Annotated in this window: 14 protein-coding genes; 12 read left to right on the forward strand and 2 right to left on the reverse strand. The window is 49.0% G+C overall.

The features are described 5' to 3' along the window. Nucleotides 1-52 precede the first annotated feature (52 nt). The 6 genes from LZD49_RS29195 (at nt 53) to LZD49_RS29220 (ending at nt 7,310) form a co-directional block, all read left to right on the forward strand. Complete coding sequence (locus LZD49_RS29195; protein WP_234671477.1) at nt 53-793, forward strand: ThuA domain-containing protein; 741 nt, start codon at nt 53-55, stop codon at nt 791-793. A gap of 153 nt (nt 794-946) precedes the next feature. Beyond that, nucleotides 947-2,065 (forward strand): Gfo/Idh/MocA family protein, encoded by a 1,119-nt coding sequence (locus tag LZD49_RS29200; protein ID WP_234671479.1) that lies wholly within the window; start codon nt 947-949, stop codon nt 2,063-2,065. Nucleotides 2,066-2,127: 62 nt separating this feature from the next. Beyond that, nucleotides 2,128-3,000, forward strand: a complete 873-nt coding sequence (locus LZD49_RS29205; RefSeq protein ID WP_234671480.1) for a sugar phosphate isomerase/epimerase — start codon at nt 2,128-2,130, stop codon at nt 2,998-3,000. Continuing rightward, a complete protein-coding gene (locus tag LZD49_RS29210) occupies nt 2,993-5,068 on the forward strand; it encodes a hypothetical protein (RefSeq protein WP_234671482.1) in 2,076 nt (691 codons plus the stop codon). Before LZD49_RS29205 ends, LZD49_RS29210 begins: the two co-directional genes overlap by 8 nt. A 22-nt stretch (nt 5,069-5,090) precedes the next feature. Next, nucleotides 5,091-6,116 (forward strand): family 43 glycosylhydrolase, encoded by a 1,026-nt coding sequence (locus tag LZD49_RS29215; protein ID WP_234671485.1) that lies wholly within the window; start codon nt 5,091-5,093, stop codon nt 6,114-6,116. Nucleotides 6,117-6,137: 21 nt separating this feature from the next. Further along, nucleotides 6,138-7,310, forward strand: a complete 1,173-nt coding sequence (locus tag LZD49_RS29220) for a cellulase family glycosylhydrolase (protein WP_234671486.1) — start codon at nt 6,138-6,140, stop codon at nt 7,308-7,310. Between the two features lie 46 nt (nt 7,311-7,356). Here LZD49_RS29220 and LZD49_RS29225 read toward each other — a convergent pair whose 3' ends face one another. Then, on the reverse strand, nt 7,357-7,518 hold the full coding sequence (locus LZD49_RS29225) for a hypothetical protein (RefSeq protein ID WP_234671487.1): 162 nt from the start codon (nt 7,516-7,518) through the stop codon (nt 7,357-7,359). A 12-nt stretch (nt 7,519-7,530) separates the two neighbouring features. Beyond that, on the reverse strand, nt 7,531-7,980 hold the full coding sequence (locus tag LZD49_RS29230) for a DUF6934 family protein (protein ID WP_234671488.1): 450 nt from the start codon (nt 7,978-7,980) through the stop codon (nt 7,531-7,533). Between the two features lie 172 nt (nt 7,981-8,152). Here LZD49_RS29230 and LZD49_RS29235 point away from each other — a divergent pair, with 172 nt between their 5' ends. The 6 genes from LZD49_RS29235 to LZD49_RS29260 all read left to right on the forward strand — a co-directional run bounded on the left by LZD49_RS29235 (nt 8,153) and on the right by LZD49_RS29260 (nt 17,761). After that, entirely contained in the window at nt 8,153-9,685 is a 1,533-nt protein-coding gene (locus tag LZD49_RS29235; RefSeq protein WP_234671489.1) for an arylsulfatase, read from the forward strand. Nucleotides 9,686-9,805: 120 nt separating this feature from the next. Further along, entirely contained in the window at nt 9,806-10,816 is a 1,011-nt protein-coding gene (locus LZD49_RS29240; protein ID WP_234671490.1) for a T9SS type A sorting domain-containing protein, read from the forward strand. Nucleotides 10,817-10,920: 104 nt separating this feature from the next. Next, on the forward strand, nt 10,921-11,520 hold the full coding sequence (locus tag LZD49_RS29245) for an RNA polymerase sigma factor (protein ID WP_234671491.1): 600 nt from the start codon (nt 10,921-10,923) through the stop codon (nt 11,518-11,520). Between the two features lie 116 nt (nt 11,521-11,636). Further along, entirely contained in the window at nt 11,637-12,761 is a 1,125-nt protein-coding gene (locus tag LZD49_RS29250) for a FecR family protein (RefSeq protein ID WP_234671492.1), read from the forward strand. A gap of 191 nt (nt 12,762-12,952) precedes the next feature. Beyond that, nucleotides 12,953-16,288, forward strand: coding sequence for a TonB-dependent receptor (locus tag LZD49_RS29255; RefSeq protein ID WP_310590511.1), 3,336 nt, complete (start codon nt 12,953-12,955; stop codon nt 16,286-16,288). 36 nt (nt 16,289-16,324) lie between these two features. Further along, on the forward strand, nt 16,325-17,761 hold the full coding sequence (locus LZD49_RS29260) for a RagB/SusD family nutrient uptake outer membrane protein (protein ID WP_234671493.1): 1,437 nt from the start codon (nt 16,325-16,327) through the stop codon (nt 17,759-17,761). Nucleotides 17,762-17,777: the final 16 nt, after the last annotated feature.

The following is a 17,777-nucleotide window of genomic DNA, read 5'->3' on the forward strand; positions in this document are numbered from 1 at the left end:
TCCGAACTCATAAACTCTAAACTCATAAACTCATAAACTCATAAACTAAAATATGGCCCGTTCAACCTTGAAAACTATTGCCTCATTTTTGCTCCTGTTCGCCCTTTTCGCCGGTAATGCACTGGCGGAAATTAATCCGGGAAAGAAAAAAGCGATCCGTGTGCTGCTGGTAGGCGGTGGCTCTTCGCATGATTTTGATCGGTGGTATAAACAGGAAGATGTGCAGACACTGCAAAAAGGCGGCCTGGCGACGGTGGAGTACACCAGCGACCCGACGACGATTTTGCCAAAGCTGAAAGACATCGACGTGCTATATCTTTCCAATAACCAGCCCATCGCCGACGAAGCTACCCGCAAAGCCATTTTCGCATTTGTGGACGCCGGAAAGGCCCTGATACTCGCTCATCCGGCACTCTGGTACAACTGGGCCGATTGGCCGGAATACAACCAAAAACTGGTAGGCGGTGGTTCGAAAGGCCATGACAAATATGGGCCGTTTGAAGTAACTATTACCAATAAAGAACACCCGGTTACCAAAGGTGTCGCTGAGCAGTTCAAGCTGGACGACGAGCTGTACTATTTCAAACCCGATGCCGCAGGAACGCCGATCGAAGTACTTGCCACCGCCAAAGCCGAAGGCTCGGACAACGTATTTCCAAGCATTTTCATCGTCAAATATCCAAAAGGGAGGATCGTAGGCATCGCATTGGGCCATGACGCCAAGTCACACACCATCGAGCCATATCAGACCATTTTGAGAAATGCGATAGAGTGGGCATCAGGCAATAAATAATATCATCTATTGCCCTGACCAAGCTCCTGGATTCCAGATAAAGCATTTTAGATACAAGGGTTTAAGATAATAGAGGTGAAGGCTTAAAAAGGAAAAGTTAATCAATCCATCTTTAACCGCGGGTTTCAACCCCGGGCGCTAAACAAAACAACAATGAGTCAGAAGCAAATCACAGTCGTTATCGTGGGTATGGGTTTCGGGAAAGAGTTTATCCCTATTTATCAAAGCCATCCGAATATTAAAGCGGTGGGCATTTGTACGCGTAGCAAAGAAACCCGCGACGAGCTGACTGCCAAATTCAATCTGGATCCTAACCTGGTTTTCGAGCATTTCGAAGATGTGCCCAAACGCGAAGACGTAGACGCCATCCACGTCGTAACCCCAGTGCCCGATCACGCCCGCATGACCCTCGCGTCGCTGAATGCCAACAAACACACGGCTTGCACCATCCCGATGGCTATGACTGTCGAGGATTGCAAAGCCATTGTGGAAGCAAAGCGCCGCTCGGGTAAGGTGTATATGATGATGGAAACCGCGCTTTACACCCGTGAATTCCTTTACGGATTAAACCTCGCGCAAACCGGCCAACTCGGACGCATTCAATTCGTGCGTGGTTCGCATATTCAGGATATGAGCATGGAAGGCTGGGGCGAATATTGGAAAGGTTACCCGCCGATGCTGAATGGCACCCACGCCATTTCCCCACTTTTAAAAATCAACAATACCATTGCCGAAACCGTCGTTTGCCACGGCTCCGGTCGGTTGAGCGAAGACCTCGCCAGCCGCTACGGATCACCATTCGCGGTTGAAACAGCCACATTTACATTAAGGGGCACCGACGTCGTGGCTGAAGCAACCCGCTCGCTCTTCGATGTGGTGCGTCAGTACCGCGAGAGCTATGATGTGTATGGTACTAAAATGTCGTTTGAATGGGAGCAGTTGCAAGACGAGCAACACGTGATCTTCGATGGCGGTGAAAATGCGGTGCGCATTGACGTACCTGACACGGATGAGCTGCTGATCGAACCTATCAAACATTTCACCAAGCGTGAGAAGATCGACGACCCTAACCACGTCTCGTTCCTACAAGGCGCGGGCCATGGCGGTTCGCACCCGCATTTGGTGCAGGAGTTTGTGGCGGCGATCGTAGAAGGCCGCGATTCGGCGGTGGACGCTGCATTGGCAGCCAACTATACCTGCGCGGGCATCTGTGCGCACGAGTCGGCTATGAAGGGCGGTGTCCGCGTGGATGTCCCGAGTTTTGAAGAATAATTTGTTCCAATAAAACAAGCCAGGCCTCAAAAACCTGGCTTGTCGCTAAAACCTGACCCTTTATGCTATTCGGAGCCAGCACATTCATCTGGGTATCCCCATTCTCGGCGCAAAATATCGACCTGCTTACCAAGGTCAAAAATATGGGCTACGACATCATCGAAATAGCCGTCGAAGACGCGAGCATCATTGACTGGAAACTCATTAAGGACATTGCCCGCGACCTCGATCTGAAAATCACCATCAGCGGTGCATTCGGGTCGGAGCGGGACATTTCCAGCACCGATCCCGCATTCCGCGGAATAGGGAGGCAATACATTATCGATTGCATCCGCATTGCCGAACAAATGGGAAGTCCGGTTTTCGGCGGACCCGTGTATTCGGCAGTCGGCAAGACGCGGATTGTTTCGGAGGAGCAGAAAAGACAGGAACGCGACTGGTGTGTGAATACATTAAAGGAAGTGAGCCAAATCGCGGGTGATTGCGGCGTAACGCTCGGTTTGGAACCTTTGAACCGCTTCGAAACAGATATGGTCAACACCGTGGATCAGGCATTGTCGATCCTGGAAGAAGTAGGAAATCCGCATCTTAAAGTCGTGCTCGATACATTTCATTCCAATATCGAGGAAAAAGATATTCCGGCCTCGATCAGGAAAATCGGGAAAGATCTGCTTTGTCATGTACAAGGCAACGAAAGCGACCGGGGTACGCCGGGAACTGGCCATCTGGAATGGCAGGGCATTCAGGAGGCACTTTCCGATATCGGTTATGAAGGGGCCGTTGTGATTGAAACCTTCGGGCAACCTTCGAAAGAACTGGCACGTGCAGCCTGCATCTGGCGGCCATTGGCGAATAGCGCCGATGAACTGGCCGAGGAAGGGCTTGCCTTTTACAAGAAAATATTTGTTCCAACACACTCCGTCGTCAATGCGTAAAAATCTGATTGTTTTCTTGTCGGTTCTGGCAGGAGCCCTGCAAGCGCAGGTGCCTGTTGATCTCAAAAGTTTTGACAAGAAAAGCGGCGTTCAGGCGAGCGTGAGCGACGCTGCGCTGCATATCGAGTGGCCTGCCGGTAATGCCGAAACGGGCAAGGTGTCTATTGATTTAGACAAAACACACGCGCTGATCGGCAGTCTGGGCATTGGTACCAAAACCAAACAATACACCATCGCCCGCGACCTCGATCCGGCCATTATCCTTACCGTAGGCAAGCGCGACCTCGTTTCGCAAAACGGCTGGAATATTTTCTTTGACAAAACAGCCTATCAAAAATACCAGAGCTACGCGGTAAAGCTTGACAAAACCGACGTTAAAGTCTCTACCAACGGCTCCCGTACTGAAATCACAATCAATGGTGCCAAAGCCGGGCCATTCGCCGGGGCCATTCAACTGACGTTATACAACGGCAGCCCGCTGATGAATGTAGCGGCGGTAATGACGACCAACGTCGATTCGCTGGCCGTGATTTACGATGCGGGCCTCACTTCGCGCACTTCACCATGGGAGAAGCTTTTATGGGCGGATACCGACGATTTTATGCGGAATGTAGCCATAACCAAAATGGACACGGTCGAAATGATGGCGGTGAAATACCGGACGATTATCGGACAGGGAAAGGAAGGTAACCTGGCCGTTTTTCCGGCTCCGCACCAGTATTTTTATCCGCTGGATAACTGCTACAATCTCGAACACATCTGGTATGGCGACAATTACCGGAACCTGCTCCCGGGTTTCGGTATTGGTATCCGGCATGATCTGCTAGGCGACCGTCGCTGGGTGCCGTGGTTCAATGCACCGCCTGGGACGCAGCAGCGTTACAACTTTTTCTGTTTGCTAAGTCGCGAAAAGGATGGCAAGGTCCTCGAAAATGTGAAAGCATTCACGCATTCGGACAAGTATGAACCCATTCCGGGGTACTACACCATGGCCAGCCATTTCCACCAGGAGCATATAGACGATGTGCTCACGCGTAAGCCGCTACCCGATATGCCCGGTTTTGTAAAAGCATTCAGGAATACGGGTGTAAACATTGTGCATTTGGCGGAGTTTCACGGTCCGGGTAGCCCGCGTGGCCCGGAGGCGAAGCGTTGGCCGGAGCTGAAAACGATGTTTGCGGAATGCGCGCGGCTGTCCGGGGGTAATTTCCTGTTGCTGCCAGGCGAGGAGCCCAACAATTTCTTCGGCGGACATTGGATGAATATTTTTCCAAAACCCGTTTACTGGCTCATGTCAAGGGAAAAAGACCAGCCTTTTGTAGAGAACCATCCCGAATATGGCAAGGTGTATCGCATTGGCAACAAGGACGAAATGCTAAAATTGCTTGAAATAGAAAACGGCCTGGCGTGGACGGCACATGCACGCACAAAAGGCTCGACAGGCTTCCCGGACAAGCATAAGGACGAGACATTCTACAAATCCGACCATTTTCTGGGCGCTGCATGGAAGGCCATGCCAGCAGATTTGTCACAACCCAAACTCGGGAAACGCGTCCTCGACCTCATGGACGATATGGCCAACTGGGGCTACAAAAAGAACGTCCTCGCCGAAGCCGACCTCTTCCGCATTGAGCCGAATTATGAATTGTATGGACATTTAAATATCAATTACCTCCAACTCGATGAAATGCCGCGCTTTGAAGATGGCTGGCAGCCGGTACTGGACGCGATGCGCAAAGGAAAGTTTTTTGTCACAACCGGCGAAGTGCTGATCCCGACGTTTAAAGTGAACAATGCAGTAGTTGGAGAAACAGCCAAACCCGATGCGAAAGGTAATGTCGAGATTACCCTGGATGCCAAATGGACTTTCCCGCTGAATCGTGCCGAAGTGATTTCCGGAGACGGTAAGGAAGTTTTTCATGAAATTATTAATCTGAACGACACGCAGGCATTCGGTCAGAAAAATTATAAGTTTACCCAAAATATGAGGGGCAGGAAATGGCTGCGGGTAGAGCTTTGGGACGTGGCGGCCAATGGCGCTTTCACGCAGATCATCTGGCTGGAATAATTGATTTAAAACACATCCTGAAATGGTCAGATTTCTGATTTTACTACTATTTCCCCTGCTATTCAATGGCCTGGGTCCGGGCGATAAGGAATATAAAAACCCGGTTTTTGAGCCTATACTGGCTGATCCGACAGTCGTGAAAGCGGACGACGGCTGGTTTTACGCTTACGGAACGCAGGACGACTGGGGCGATGGCAAAGGCTCGAGGCTCATACCCATTGTCCGTTCGAAAGATCTTGTACACTGGGATTATGTCAAAGAAGCATTTACCGAAAAACCTACCTGGAAACAGAAGGGTGGTATCTGGGCACCGGATGTCGTGAAAGTGAATGGCAAATACCACATGTATTATGCCTATTCCACCTGGGGCGACGTTAATCCGGGCGTTGGTCTGGCGATCGCCGATTCACCGGCAGGACCGTTTGTGGATCAGGGCAAGCTTTTCAACAGCCAGGATGTAGAAGTTCCAAATTCAATCGATCCGTTTTACCTCGAAGTTGACGACAAGAAATACGTTTTCTGGGGCAGTTTCAGCGACAAACCAATGCAGGGAACTTACGGAGTAGAATTGTCGGCGGACGGCAAATCGATTCCTGATCTTTCTAAGAAGTTTAAAATTGCGGCGGGCGATTTCGAGGCGGTGATGATTCAGAAAAAAGGTGAGTATTATTATTTCCTGGGTTCCAAAGAAAGTTGCTGCGAATTCGAAAAAAGTAAATATCACATCCGTATGGGCCGTTCCAAATCCATTTTCGGGCCATTTGTCGATCAGGACGGGAAAGACTTGAGAGAGCGTGGTACAGGAACAGTATTGTTGCATAGCAATGACGTATACGCTGGGCCAGGCCACAACTCCAGGTGGGTAACCGACAATGCCGGTAATGACTGGCTGCTCTACCACGCCATCCTCAAAACTGAGCCGCGTGTGTCCACCGGTGCGAACCGCCGTGTGTTGATGCTCGACAAGCTGACATGGAAAAATAGCTGGCCGGAAATTTCAAACACAGAGCCAAGCTTAGAAAACCGTCCGTCGCCTCTTTTCAAATAACAAAACCAATTCCAATACCTGATGAAAATTTTAAAAACAACGATCTGGGCCATTGCGGCCTGTCTGATGTTGCAAAACTGCGCGAAAAAGGCAGAAGAAGAAAAGAAGGATGAGGCGGTAGCAACCGAGCAAACTACGGGCCGTGAAATATGGACAAAAGAGCAAGCCAAGGAATGGTACGCCAAACAAGGCTGGCTCGTAGGTGCCGACTTTCTGCCAAGTACAGCCATTAACCAGCTCGAAATGTTCCAGGCAGAGTCGTTCGACACCGCTACTATTGATAAGGAACTCGGCTGGGCGCAAAACATCGGTATGAACACTATGCGGGTTTACCTGCATGATTTACTATTCCAACAGGATTCAGCGGGTTTTATCAAGAGGCTGGACACATTCCTGGAAATCAGCAAAAAACATCAAATCAAGCCGGTACTCGTTCTTTTCGACTCCTGCTGGGACCCGTTCCCGAAATTGGGCAAGCAACGTGACCCGAAGCCTGGCGTGCATAACTCGGGCTGGGTACAAAACCCTGGCTTCGACGCATTGAAGGACAGCACACAGTATCCACGTTTGGAAAGATACGTGAAAGGTACCGTAGCCGCATTTGCAAATGACGACCGCGTGCTGATGTGGGACATCTGGAATGAGCCGGACAATACCAACAATAGCTCCTATGGCAAAGTAGAATTGCCTAATAAAGTTGACTACGTACTACCATTGATGGTAAAATCCTTCGAATGGGCACGTTCGGTGAACCCATCGCAACCATTGTCGTCGGGCGTGTGGGCAGGCGACTGGTCTTCGCCGGAAAAGTTAAAACCGATCGAAAAAGCACAGATCGACCAATCTGACGTGATTACTTTCCACAACTATGAAAATGCGCAGGAATTCGAGAAGCGTATTAAATGGCTGGAACCGTACGGTCGTCCTTTGATCTGTACGGAATACATGTCGCGCGGAAACGGTAGCTTTTTCGAAACTTCCCTGCCCGTAGCGAAGAAATACAACGTAGGGGCCATTAACTGGGGCCTCGTAGACGGCAAATCACAAACCATTTACCCTTGGGACAGCTGGAAGAAGACATACACCAAAGAACCTGATCTTTGGTTCCATGATATTTTCAGAAAAGACGGCACGCCGTATAAGCAGGCTGAGGTTGATTTGATTAAGAAATTGACTAGTGAGAAGAGCAGCTAGGTATTAAAAGCATACGGCCCGGGATTTACTTTCCGGGCCGTTTTGGTTATTGTTTGCATTTTCCGCCGGTGACTGAAAGCTCGGCACTTCTCATCAGTACTTGCATCAGTTGCCTATTCATTTCCCTGCCAAGTTCTTCTGAATTAGCAAATACTCCGACGATCTGCTTGGGTTTTTGGGCACGTGTCTTTTTTGCCTGTGCTTTCATTTAGATGATGTTTTAGGTTAGAAATCGACTTGCAATGAAAAAGAATTGATAGGGTTGATCCGGTTTAAACGGCTCCCGTCTCCCAGTGTCGCTTCTGACACCCCAAATCAGAAACTTATCCAAGAACTTATCCAGATCCCGGGCAATCGCAATCCGATAGAGCCGGATTTTGGCATCCGTATTTCCTGTGAATCCCACAATAGCCCGCGGGTTGTTAGTGGTAAAAGTTTCAATTGTCTTGGATACGGTAGCCATTGTTGGTTTCACGTCTGCATTGCTATTATTGATAATCACGCTAAGCCTTCCATCCCATTGGACTTCTGCCAATGTCAGCGAGTACAGAAATGGTATCTCAGTCTCGTTATAAATAATCGCTTTGTGAGTCGCTGTGTATCCGATACTTAGGAAGTCGAAACGGCCGCCGTCGTTCAAAACTTTGACATCGTATAAGAGTTCATCCATAGCATAGTGGTGTTATCGTCACGAGGTTACTGCTTTCAAAATGGCCTGTCAAATCCGTTTATCAGCCGGTTGACTTTTTTTCAATAACGCATTTCCGGGGTAAACTTTGGATTTTGGTAACTCACAATGCCACTAAATAAATATCTTCACACCCTAAATTCTTAAACCTGTTATGAAAATAAAGTACCTGTCGCTTCTGGCGGCTGTTTTGTTGTTACCATTCTCACTTGTCGCGCAAAAGCGGCAGTCCAAACCCAACGTTATCTTCATTTACGCCGACGACGTAGGCTATGGCGACCTTAGTGCTTACGGCGCCACCAAAATAAGCACCCCTAACCTCGACAGACTAGCGAAGGAAGGTATCCGCTTTACGAACGCACACGCCAGCTCGGCCACTTGCACACCCTCACGCTATGCGCTCATAACGGGCAAGTATCCCTGGCGGCAAAAAGGCACCGGCGTGCTTCCCGGCGATGCGTCACTGATCATTCCGACGAATCAGCTGACATTACCAACCATTTTCCAGCATGCAGGTTATAAAACGGCATCGGTGGGCAAATGGCACCTGGGATTAGGTGAAACCAACCGGCAGATAGATTGGAATAAACCTATTTCCAAAGGACCGAATGAGGTCGGTTTCGATTACGCATTCTTTTTTCCGGCCACTTCGGACCGTGTACCCACGGTTTTTGTAGAAAATCACGATGTGCAGGATCTCGATCCGAACGATCCCATTGAAGTGGATTACTCCAAAAAAATCGGCAACGAACCGACAGGCCTCGAAAACCCGGAACTACTCAAATTGCCCGCTTCGCTAAATCACGGACATAACAATACCATCGTGAACGGCATTGGCCGGATAGGCTGGATGACAGGTGGCAAACAAGCCCGCTGGACAGACGAGGAGATTGCACACGTGTTCCTTAGCAAGGCAGAGCAGTTTATCGAGGAAAATCATAAGAATCCTTTTTTTCTCTACTTTTCGCTCAATGACATTCACGTGCCCCGCATGCCGAGCACGCAGTTCAAAGGCAAAAGCAAAATGGGCTTGCGCGGAGACGTGATCCTGCAAATGGACTGGACGGTAGGGGAGATTTTGAAAAAGCTCGATGAACTCAAAATCGCCGACAATACGCTGATCATATTTTCAAGCGACAATGGCCCTGTGCTGGATGACGGCTATGCCGATCGTGCCGTGGAATTAGCAAAAGGGCACAGCGCTGCCGGACCATTACGAGGCGGTAAATACAGCGCATTTGAAGGAGGAACCCGGGTGCCATGGTTGGCAAGGTGGCCGCAGGCAATTAAGCCGGGTACGGTCTCCGATGCATTGATTTGCCAGATCGATATGATGGCTTCGTTTGCGCATTTCTTTCAGCAGAAAATAGGTAGCGAAGAGGCTGTGGATAGTTTCAATGTAATGGATGCGATGCTGGGTAAGGGCCCTGCCGGCCGCACCTGGCTGATCAAACAGGGCGGTGCATTGTCGATTACGCAGGGAAATTGGAAGTATATTGAACCGCGGGAAGGAAAGGCCATCGCCGAGCTGACGAATATTGAGACCGGTGCTAATCCGAAGCCGCAGTTGTACGATTTGAGTAAGGATATTGGAGAAAAAAATAATATAGCGGACAAATATCCGGCCAGGGTGAAAGCTATGGCCGCAGAGCTCGAAAAGGTTAGAGACGCTGGACGGAGTCATTAATTTTTAATATGCCACGAAGATTGGCAGTTGCGTGTCTTCGTGGCATTAAAAATTTTACTTCTACAAACCGTTACCATCAAAAACTTCTTACGTCTAAATGCATAAACTACAAACCGGTTTATGCAAAACAGATACCTCTTTCTCGCATTCGTGCTCCTGACATTCACAAGCAGCGCTCAAACAATCTACTTCCACCAGGATTTCAGCCAGACGACCTCACTCATTAACCCACAGCCGGACACCGGCCAGTTCAGTCACGTCATCCTCACTGCCCCGACGCTTTCCTACCATAAATTCCATAAAGGATACATGGAGTTGGTCAGGAGCCGTCAGGATTCCGCAACGGGGGGTATTATACGCGCTATGCGGGCAACGCCGTTTGCGCCCAATCCAGAAACACTTTTTATCCGTATCAGGCTGAGTGTAGAAGGCATTCAATCGCCGGCAGTGAACGCGCTGTACTTCTATGTCGGTGAAGACTTCGATCCTGTCAACAATTCTTTCCCCGGTAATGCACTGATGTTTGCCAAATGTTCGATGAATTTTACGGAGGACGGGTTCACCATCAAAGATCTTGAAACACAACAGGTAAGTCAAAATTATCCTGAGAAAAAAGTAGTTACTCTGATATGGGCGCTCAACAACTCCGACAAGCCGCTGCCATACCGCATTGGTAGCGGAACTCCTGAAGAGACCGTTCAGCCGGGAAGTTATGACTTTTGGGTGGACGACGAGCCTGTTTGCAAAGCCAGCGCTGCATATCCCGGCAATTCAGCCTATTCCAAAACCAAGCTTTCCAACTTCGAAATGCGGTTCAGGAACGGTGTCGGGAAAATCCGGATCGACGATATACGCATCGACAACGGCGTGCCAGGACAGGTCGCCAACGAAGTGATCATAGCCCCTAATCCAGCGAAACGCGACGGGATCATCGTCGGAGGTAAAGGGGTCAACATGGCGTCAATTCGTCTCATCGACGGGAACGGAATGATACTTCCTATTGAGACAATGCCGGAAGCACAGGGACATTTGAAAGTAAGACCGCTCAGCCCGCTGGCTTCCGGCATCCATATTTTGCAACTACAAAATCAGAATGGTAAAAAGCAGGCATTCAAGGTCATGGTCGAATAACTGGCAGGCATAGGACGATTGCCGGAATGAATTAAACTAATCTTGTAAAATAAATTGAGTTTGCGGTTAAGTTTAGCTTATTTAGTCGTCCCTTTCAGTAAGTTATGGATTCAACACCCTCTTTCTCGAATGATCGTTTGCTCTGGCAGGATTTTCTGGCAGGGGAAGTGCGGGCCTTCGAGAAGTTGATGTCCGATAATTTCCGACTGCTTTTCCAGTATGGATGCAAGTTTTCGAAAGACCGCGAACTGGTGAAGGATAGCATACAGGACCTTTTTCTGGTACTTTGGGAAAAAAGAGGTAATCTCAATCCCGATGCTGCGGTAAAACCTTACCTGATGGCATCGCTTCGCAGGCTGATGCACAGGCAAGTCTCATCGCGTGCGTGGGTAGGAGGCGAGGCATTACAGGAAGAGGATGATTATTTTGACATCGAATTCTCAGTAGAAGATGAATATATTGCCAATGAAGCGATAGCTGTGCGGTCGGGGCAACTGGAAAAGTTGCTTAATGCATTACCACGTCGGCAGAAAGAAGTGGTGTACCTCAAATTCTTCCAGGAACTCAGCCGGGAGCAAATCGCCGAGGTGATGGCCATATCGCCACAGACGGTTTCAAACTTGCTCCAAATTGCGATCAAACACCTGAAAGCGCATTGGAAGGCGGGATTTCTCCTATTTTTTCTCCTGCACTTTCTATTATAACTCCCAGATCATCAGGCTGCTCGTTATCTTTTGTTCTTTTCTGAAGAAAAAGTTTAAAAATTATTGGTATCCGGTATCATGTTTTGTCTATCACTACTTAGACACAATGAACTGGTATGGACCGCTACAACGATTTTTCTGTTGATGACTTTGTCTGGGACGATTTCTTTCGTCAATGGGCATTGTCGCCCACCCCTGAAACCGATTCGCTTTGGGACGATTGGATCGACGCCAATCCGGAAATGCTCGGAAAAGTGGAACAGGCCAAAGCCGTTGTTCTTTCGCTACGTCTGCATGAGCCCGACATCAGCGACGCGGAGATCAATCAGGTAGTGAAACGGACGGTCGGCCGTATTACCGAAGTGGACGAGGGCAATCTGCGGTCGGCGGGTCGGCGGGTGCCGGTTTTCTCCATTCCCTGGATGCAGTTCGCAGCTTCCATTGCATTTATCATGCTTCTTGGCTGGGCGGTATATTCCGTCATGATCAAAAGGGAGGAAAAGCCCCAGCTTGGCCAGCAGGACAGCATGATCGAAGAAAGCAATTCATTTATTGAAAAGACCAACACAAGCAGCCAGACAATGCAGCTCGATTTGAGTGACGGCAGCCGCATTAGCCTCGCGCCGAAAGGCCGAATTCGTTACCCCGAGCGGTTCGAAGGCGAGCGCAGGGAGGTGTTTCTGGAAGGAGAAGCTTTTTTCGATATCGCCAAAGATGCTGACCATCCGTTTTTGGTATATGCCAATGGATTGGTTACCAAAGTCCTGGGCACCAGTTTTCGCATCAAGGCTTATGGAGATTCCCACGAAGTGACGGTTGAAGTCAAAACCGGGAAAGTCGCGGTATTTGCCCAATCCGACCCACATTTGAAGGAAAAGGTAGAAGATAAACAATTCAAGGGTGTTGTGCTCACGCCAAATCAGAAAATAATCTACGCCCGCGACGAGGTTAAAATGGTGAAAACCTTGGTCGAAAAACCAGAAATGGTTGTTTCCAAAGCCGAAATCCCGCAGTTTGAATTTGAAGACACACCTGCCAACGAGGTTTTTAACACAATCGCAAAAGCCTATGGCATAGACATACTCTACGACGAAACATTGCTGAAAGACTGCCCGCTCACGGCGAGGCTCGACAGCCAGACGCTCCATGATAAGCTTAATATCATTTGCAAAGCAGTGGAGTCCAGTTATGAGATCATAGACGGGCAGGTGGTAATCCACAGCAAAGGATGCAGGAATTAAACCAAAACAATCACGTAACCCTTTAAAAATCACAGTCAAGAAACAGAAAGAATATCCCAAAAGAAGAGCCGGTAATGTTCCCGCATTACCGGCTCGGAAATATCCCTGATTTGGTTGGTCGCCATTACCCTCCCGGGAAGGGAGGCAGGGGTCGTTTTGCCAAATTTTAATCCTACAAAACAATCAAATCTATGAAAAAACCTTTAAAATACCGTAGGGTATTACTGTGGACCATGCGAATGACAGCTACTCAACTCATGCTTGCCCTTGTGTTCATAGCGACAGGTTACGCGCGTGAAGGTAGTGCCCAATCACTTCTTAGCCAGAAAGTTTCGGTTACAGCCAATGGCAGCGAGGTAAAGAAGGTACTGGGTCAGGTGGAAAAACAGATCGATGTGCGGTTTGTTTTTAGTTCCAAACTTATCAAATCGACGAGAAGGGTAACCGTTTCCATCAAGGATAAGCCCTTATACGAAGCCCTGGATCATATCCTGACGCCACTGGGGCTCGGCTACGAAGTTTCCGGCAAGATTATCATTCTCCGAAGAATCGACACGCCCTCTCCCGAAACAGCTCCGGGACAATCGTCCCAGAACGCTTCGCCAAAGCGGGCTCTGTCCGGGAAAGTGCTGGACGGCGAATCCAACACGGGTTTGCCAGGTGTAAGCATCGTTTTAAAAGGAACACAAACAGGTACAACCAGCAATAACGACGGTGATTTTCAACTGGAAATTCCGGAGACCACCGCACCGAATTCTGTACTCGTGTTCAGCTTTGTAGGCTATAAGTCGCAGGAAATCGTGTTGGGCAGCCAAACGTCCCTGACCGTGAACATGGTTCTCGAAGACAAGTCATTGCAGGAGATTGTCGTAATCGGTTATGGTGTGGTGAAAAAAAGTGACCTTACCGGTTCGGTTGCGTCCATTAAATCGACAGAGCTGAATGCTTACCCGGCTACAAACCTCGTACAGTCCTTGGCTGGAAGAGCGGCGGGGGTATATGTTTCCCAAAATACGGGAGCACCCGGTAGTCCGATCAGCGTGCGCGTGCGCGGTACCAACTCTATTCAGGGGAGTAACGAGCCGCTTTATGTGGTCGACGGCTTTCCCTATTCCGGCAACCCTACGCTGCTGAACAATGCGGATATTGAATCGATTGAAGTGTTGAAAGATGCTTCGGCCACAGCCATTTATGGTTCGCGCGGCGCTAATGGCGTTGTTTTGATTACTACTAAAAAAGGCAAAGCTGGCCGTGTGAGTGTCGATTATGACGGCTATTACGGCGTCCAGAGTATTCGGAAAAAGCTCGACCTGATGAATGCAACCGAATATGCTAATTTTTATAACGAGCAGGCAGCTAATGACGGCCTCGCCCCGCATTTCACGGCTGATCAGATAGCAGGTTTCGGCAAAGGCACCGACTGGCAGGACCTTGTTTTCCAAAAGGCGCCGGTTCAAAATCATGCATTGACGGTGAGCGGCGGAAATGAAAAGACCCGCTTTTCAGTGGCAGCGAGCAATTTTAGTCAGGACGGTATTATCATCGGCAGTAACTATGTCAGGAATGCGCTGCGCATGAACCTGAGCTCGGATATCGGTAAAAAATTCAAGTTTGACCTCAGTACACTATTGAGTCGCATCGATTCTGATCGCAAAAACTCAGAAAAGGGCAACCGCGGCGGAACGTTGATGTCGGCAATGCTTTCGGGCTATCCGACCATTCCCGCTACGCTTCCGGATGGCAGCTACTCCCGCCTGGCCGAATCCTATGCCTGGGGCTCGAACGTGATTACCAACCCTTTGAACTTCTTGTACCAGTTTTCGGACGTCATCAAATCGAACAAGATTCTCACTAATGGTGCCATTACGTTTGAGCCATTCAAAGGATTGACGATCAAAACGCTTGCCGGTCTGGAAAGCACCGACGACCGCACCGATACTTATACTACTACGAAGTTTGTTAACTCTAAAGGTAGCGCGGCTATAGAAACCCAACGGGTTACCAGCATACTCAGCGAGAATACGATCAGCTATATTAAGGATTTCGGGAAGCATAGCGTTTCGGCCGTAGCAGGTTTTACCTATCAGGACTACACATCCAATTACTTGAAAGCCAGCGGAAGCGGTTTCATCAGTGATAATCAGGAGACGCACGACATTGGCGCGGCGGCTACACAAGGTGTGCCGATATCGTCCTATTCCAAATGGGCATTGCTTTCCTACCTGGCGCGCGTCAATTATTCTTTTAATAGCAAAATCCTCGCAACGGCCAGCTTCCGTGCCGACGGTTCATCGCGGTACAGCGAAGGCCAGAAATGGGGCTTTTTCCCGTCGGGGGCGTTGGCATGGCGTATGTCTGAGGAGGAGTTTATCAAAAATATCCCTGTCATTTCTGACCTGAAACTGCGGGTAGGTTATGGCGAAACTGGCAATACATCCATTCAGCCCTATTTCACTTTAAACCAGCTATCCTCCGGCCAGGTGGTGTTCGGGGATGCGTTTATGACTTCCTATGCGCCAAGCAATCGCCTGGCGGGCTCTCTGAGATGGGAAACAACCGCTCAGACCGACTTCGGGATCGATTTGGGTTTGTGGAATAACCGCATTAGCCTCTCAGCCGATTATTATATCAAAAACACCCGCGATTTGCTGAACAATGTGTCGCTTCCATCGTCCCTTGGTTACACATACACCATTCAGAATATCGGAAAAATTCAAAATAAGGGTTTTGAGCTGGCAGTTAATGCAACCGTGCTGGAAGGCGCATTCAAATGGAATGTTTCGACCAATTTGTCTATTAACAGAAACAAGGTGATGAAGCTGTATGGTGGCAATGATATTCTGGGCCAGACCATTGGAGCGGCAGTGAATGATAATGTCAATATTCTGCGTGAAGGCTATCCGCTGGGATCTTTTTATGGCTATGTAGAAAAGGGGTATGACGACAAAGGTCTTATTGCCTACGAAGATTACAATAATAACGGAAGCCGCGATGCCGGCGACAAGCAGATCATCGGTAACCCCAATCCGAAATTTACCTATGGCTTTAATTCCAACATGTCGTTTAAAAATTTCGAACTGACATTCTTCATCCAGGGATCGCAGGGCAACGATATTTTCAATTTGAGCGCGCAAGGGCAAGGCTACGACTACGGCCAGGCGCTGAATATGCCCAGAGAAGTGTATCTCGACCATTGGACACCCACCAATACCAATGCGAAATACCCGATCATCAAAACCTCTTCACAAGCGCAAATGTCAAACCGTTTTGTGGAGGACGGCTCTTATCTGCGGTTTAAAAACATTCAGCTGAGCTATAACCTGCCGGTTGCCAAGCTGCATATCAAATGGATGAAATACGGACAATTGTATGTAAGCGGCCAGAACCTGATCACGCTCACCAAGTACTCGTGGTACGATCCCGAAGTCAATTCGTACGGAGGTGGGAACTCCTTCGTTCAGGGCGTCGACCACTATGTGTATCCGGTGGCCAAGACTACCACAGTGGGTCTAAGGATAGGTTTTTAAGGTCAAGTTTAACAACCGGTTAAAGGAATTATTGATATGAAAAAGATATTCATCAGTTTGTTTTTAGCGGCGGTTTGCATGGGCTGTTCCGATATTTTGGAAGAGAAACCCAAATCGTTAGCATCAGAGAACTTTTACAATACCGCAGCGGAGGCCAAGGCGGCTGTCAATGCGATTTACGGTCCGATGCGCGTCGACAATGCATTGTCGACCAACTATCCGGCGCAGCTCGAAGGATTGGCAGATTATGGCAATTCGCGAGGCACGCAAACGCCCGTGAGCTTATACCAGGGGCTCGATAACACGAATATCAACCGCGTCGCGACGATTTGGGACAACTTCTACCAATCTATCCGGAATGCGAACCTGGTCATTGCCAATGTTCCGAAAGGTACCAGCATGACGGACGCGGAAAAAACAGCATTTGTGGCTGAGGCGAAATATATGCGATCGCTCATCTACTTTGCAATGGTGCGAAACTGGGCGGGAGTGCCATTGCGCACGGAGGAAAACATGACTGCCGCCGATATTCCCCGGTCCAGCGTGGACGATGTTTATAAGCTGATTGTCGCCGATGCACTGGTAGCCGAAGCTGGGCTACCGGATAACCCGTCTGAAATAGGTCGACCAACCAAATGGGCTGCCAAGACGTTGCTGTCGGAAGTTTATCTGTATTTGGAAAAATGGGAAGATTCGCGTGCGAAAGCGAAAGAAGTGATCGATTCGCAAAAGTACTCGCTGGTGGCGGTGAGCACTTCGGAGGATTTTCAGAAGATTTACGGCCCGGAGGTTGTGAATACGTCGGAAGAGATATTCTATTTTAAATATTCCCGTCAGCAAGGTTTTGGTCTGGTAAGTTATGCGCACCGCAAGATCGGCCAATACAACTACTACGGTCCCGGCGGCGTGTACGCACAGTATACCGATTCGGTTTCCAATTCGGTGATCAAGAATTGGGATTTCAAGGATTTGCGCAAAAACCACATGTTTTATAATGTGGACATCGGCCTGGGTACTACTTCCCTGTTATACCGCAAATACCGCGATCCATTGGCGACAGGTGGGGCAGGCAACGATTATCCCTGGTACCGCTATGCCGACCTGCTTCTTTTTCACGCCGAAGCCGACGCCCGCGCCAATGGCAAACCCACTGCCGACGGCCTCGAAAGCCTGAATAAAATCCATCGCCGCGCCTATGGAAAGCCGGCCGAATCGGCTTCCACTGTGGATTTCAAGCTGGCGGATTTCACGCTCCAATCTTTTATTGATAAGGTAGTTCAGGAAAGAGGTTACGAAACCATGTACGAAGGCAAGCGCTGGAACGACCTTAAACGCCTCGGGATAGCCAAACAGCGTATTCTGGAAGTAAAGAATATCGTAGTGGCCGAGAAACATATGCTCTGGCCGATCCCAAACTCGGAGATTTTGTACAACAAAGCCATTACAGCCAAGGATCAAAATCCAGGGTATTAAGTCTTGAACAAACAGG

It is taken from the genome of Dyadobacter sp. CY261 (assembly GCF_021440085.1).
In the GTDB taxonomy this organism is placed as follows: Bacteria; Bacteroidota; Bacteroidia; order Cytophagales; family Spirosomataceae; genus Dyadobacter.

Bases quoted from the DNA above. Each gene is read 5' to 3' on its own strand.
- LZD49_RS29195 (WP_234671477.1), top strand. From the start codon at position 53: ATGGCCCGTTCAACCTTGAAAACTATTGCCTCATTTTTGCTCCTGTTC.
- LZD49_RS29200 (WP_234671479.1), top strand. From the start codon at position 947: ATGAGTCAGAAGCAAATCACAGTCGTTATCGTGGGTATGGGTTTCGGG.
- LZD49_RS29205 (WP_234671480.1), top strand. From the start codon at position 2,128: ATGCTATTCGGAGCCAGCACATTCATCTGGGTATCCCCATTCTCGGCG.
- LZD49_RS29210 (WP_234671482.1), top strand. From the start codon at position 2,993: ATGCGTAAAAATCTGATTGTTTTCTTGTCGGTTCTGGCAGGAGCCCTG.
- LZD49_RS29215 (WP_234671485.1), top strand. From the start codon at position 5,091: ATGGTCAGATTTCTGATTTTACTACTATTTCCCCTGCTATTCAATGGC.
- LZD49_RS29220 (WP_234671486.1), top strand. From the start codon at position 6,138: ATGAAAATTTTAAAAACAACGATCTGGGCCATTGCGGCCTGTCTGATG.
- LZD49_RS29225 (WP_234671487.1), bottom strand. From the start codon at position 7,518: ATGAAAGCACAGGCAAAAAAGACACGTGCCCAAAAACCCAAGCAGATC.
- LZD49_RS29230 (WP_234671488.1), bottom strand. From the start codon at position 7,980: ATGGATGAACTCTTATACGATGTCAAAGTTTTGAACGACGGCGGCCGT.
- LZD49_RS29235 (WP_234671489.1), top strand. From the start codon at position 8,153: ATGAAAATAAAGTACCTGTCGCTTCTGGCGGCTGTTTTGTTGTTACCA.
- LZD49_RS29240 (WP_234671490.1), top strand. From the start codon at position 9,806: ATGCAAAACAGATACCTCTTTCTCGCATTCGTGCTCCTGACATTCACA.
- LZD49_RS29245 (WP_234671491.1), top strand. From the start codon at position 10,921: ATGGATTCAACACCCTCTTTCTCGAATGATCGTTTGCTCTGGCAGGAT.
- LZD49_RS29250 (WP_234671492.1), top strand. From the start codon at position 11,637: ATGGACCGCTACAACGATTTTTCTGTTGATGACTTTGTCTGGGACGAT.
- LZD49_RS29255 (WP_310590511.1), top strand. From the start codon at position 12,953: ATGAAAAAACCTTTAAAATACCGTAGGGTATTACTGTGGACCATGCGA.
- LZD49_RS29260 (WP_234671493.1), top strand. From the start codon at position 16,325: ATGAAAAAGATATTCATCAGTTTGTTTTTAGCGGCGGTTTGCATGGGC.